The sequence below is a fragment of the Corynebacterium minutissimum genome, assembly GCF_000805675.1.
Lineage (GTDB): Bacteria > Actinomycetota > Actinomycetes > Mycobacteriales > Mycobacteriaceae > Corynebacterium > Corynebacterium minutissimum.
The window spans coordinates 1-3,097 of record NZ_JSEF01000023.1 but is presented as its reverse complement, the minus strand read 5'-3'; the positions used below and the strand labels follow the sequence as shown (position 1 = coordinate 3,097).

Below are 3,097 nucleotides of genomic sequence, written 5' to 3'. Positions count from 1 at the left end.
TTGTGTGTTGGTTGTGTGTTCGTTATTTAGGGCGCATGGTGGATGCCTTGGCATGCTGAGCCGATGAAGGACGTGTAAGGCTGCGTTAAGCCTCGGGGAGTTGTCAATAAAGCGTTGATCCGAGGATGTCCGAATGGGGAAACCTGGCACCTGTTATGGGGTGTTACCCTTCAGTGAATTCATAGCTGTTGTGGGGGTTTACGCGGGGAAGTGAAACATCTCAGTACCCGTAGGAGGAGAAAATAAAATATGATTCTGCTAGTAGTGGCGAACGAACGTGGATGAGGCTAAACCGTGTGCATGTGATACTTGGTAGGGGTTGTGTGTGCGGTGTTGTGGGCCCCAATGTGCGGTGACTACCATCATCGTGCTTGTGTGTTGTTGTTAGGTGAAGTGGTGTGGAAACGCCCGCCAAAGAGGGTGATAGTCCCGTAGTTGAAGGCTTCAATGCACAGGTTGTTGGGTTGCCCGAGTAGCAGCGGGCTCGTGGAATCTGCTGTGAATCTGCCGGGACCACCCGGTAAGCCTAAATACTCAGTGTGACCGATAGTGTATTAGTACCGTGAGGGAATGGTGAAAAGTACCCCGGGAGGGGAGTGAAATAGTTCCTGAAACCGTGTGCTTACAATCCGTCAGAGCACCTTGTGTGTGTGATGGCGTGCCTTTTGAAGAATGAGCCTGCGAGTCAGCGGCATGTCGCGAGGTTAACCCGTGTGGGGTAGCCGTAGGGAAACCGAATCCTAATGGGGTGTGTTGAGTGGCGTGTCCTGGACCCGAAGCGGGGTGATCTACCCATGGCCAGTGTGAAGCAATTGTAAGAGGTTGTGGAGGCGCGAACCCACGTAGGTTGAAAACTGCGGGGATGAGCTGTGGGTAGGGGTGAAAGGCCAATCAAACTCCGTGATAGCTGGTTCTCCCCGAAATGCATTTAGGTGCAGCGTCGCATGAGCTTGGTGGAGGTAGAGCTACTGGTTGGTTGAGCGGGACTACAATCTTAGCAATGTCAGCCAAACTCCGAATGCCATCAATTGTGTTGTGCGGCAGTGAGACTGTGGGGGATAAGCTTCATAGTCGAGAGGGAAACAGCCCAGATCGCCGGTTAAGGCCCCTAAGGGTGTGCTAAGTGGAAAAGGATGTGGGATCGCGAAGACAGCCAGGAGGTTGGCTTAGAAGCAGCCATCCTTGAAAGAGTGCGTAATAGCTCACTGGTCGAGTGGTCCTGCGCCGACAATGTAGTGGGGCTCAAGCACACCGCCGAAGCCGCGGCAATACTTTTTGTATTGGGTAGGGGAGCGTCGTGCATGTGTGGAAGCGTTACCGTAAGGAGGCGTGGAGTGTGTGCGAGTGAGAATGCAGGCATGAGTAACGAATTGGAAGGTGAGAATCCTTCCCGCCGGATGACTAAGGGTTCCTGGGTCAAGTTCGTCTTCCCAGGGTGAGTCGGGACCTAAGGCGAGGCCGACAGGCGTAGTCGATGGACAACCAGTTGATATTCTGGTACCCGTATGTCCGCGCCCATGATAAAGCACTGATACTAACCACCGCGGATACGACTTATGTGTTCTTTGAACACGTTGGTTGTTGATGTCGTGGGGCCTGAAGTGTGGTTCAAGCAATGGGGTGACACAGTGTAGTAGCCATGCCGCTTAGTGGATTGTTGGTGTAAGCGTGTGAGGTGGTGTGTAGGCAAATCCGCACACCGTAGAACCTGAGGCGTGATGCGTAGCCCAATAAAGGGTGAAGTTGGTGATCTAGTACTGTCGAGAAAAGCCTCTAGCGATGTGGATGTATGGCCCGTACCCTAAACCGACACAGGTGGTCAGGTTGAAAATACTAAGGCGTTCGGGTGAACTGTGGTTAAGGAACTCGGCAAAATGCCCCCGTAACTTCGGAAGAAGGGGGACCACACGACTTAAGCCAACCGTTGCGTTGGTGGTGGGTTGTGGGGTCGCAGAGAATAGAGGGAAGCGACTGTTTATCAAAAACACAGGTCCATGCGAAGACGTGAAGTTGATGTATATGGACTGACGCCTGCCCGGTGCTGGAAGGTTAAGAGGACCGGTTAGTAGTCTTTGACTGCGAAGCTGAGAATTTAAGCCCCAGTAAACGGCGGTGGTAACTATAACCATCCTAAGGTAGCGAAATTCCTTGTCGGGTAAGTTCCGACCTGCACGAATGGCGTAACGACTTCTCTGCTGTCTCAACCACAGGCCCGGTGAAATTGCACTACGAGTAAAGATGCTCGTTACGCGCGGCAGGACGAAAAGACCCCGGGACCTTCACTATAGCTTGGTATTGGTGTTCGGTTCGGTTTGTGTAGGATAGGTGGGAGACTGTGAAGCGTGCACGCCAGTGTGTGTGGAGTCGTTGTTGAAATACCACTCTGATCGGATTGGATACCTTAACCTTGGCCCATGATCTGGGTTGGGGACAGTGCCTGGTGGGTAGTTTAACTGGGGCGGTTGCCTCCCAAAATGTAACGGAGGCGCCCAAAGGTTCCCTCAGCCTGGTTGGCAATCAGGTATCGAGTGTAAGTGCACAAGGGAGCTTGACTGTGAGACAGACATGTCGAACAGGGACGAAAGTCGGGACTAGTGATCCGGCACCTACTTGTGGATGTGGTGTCGCTCAACGGATAAAAGGTACCCCGGGGATAACAGGCTGATCTTCCCCAAGAGTCCATATCGACGGGATGGTTTGGCACCTCGATGTCGGCTCGTCGCATCCTGGGGCTGGAGTAGGTCCCAAGGGTTGGGCTGTTCGCCCATTAAAGCGGCACGCGAGCTGGGTTCAGAACGTCGTGAGACAGTTCGGTCTCTATCCGCCGCGCGCGTTGAAACTTGAAGAAGGCTGTCCCTAGTACGAGAGGACCGGGACGGACGTACCTCTAGTGTGCCAGTTGTTCCGCCAGGAGCATCGCTGGTTGGCTACGTACGGAAGGGATAACCGCTGAAAGCATCTAAGCGGGAAGCCTGTTTTAAGATGAGGTTTCATTTGAGGTCCCCTACAGACGATGGGGTTGATAGGCCAGACCTGGACGCACCGCAAGGTGTGAAGGCTACTGGTACTAATAGACCAAAACAAACACACCAAACCC

The 3,097-nt window shown here is 53.2% G+C and carries 1 rRNA gene; it reads left to right on the top strand.

The features are described from left to right. Positions 1-15 precede the first annotated feature (15 nt). A 23S ribosomal RNA gene (locus NX84_RS12200) occupies positions 16-3,090 on the top strand. Positions 3,091-3,097 lie beyond the last annotated feature (7 nt).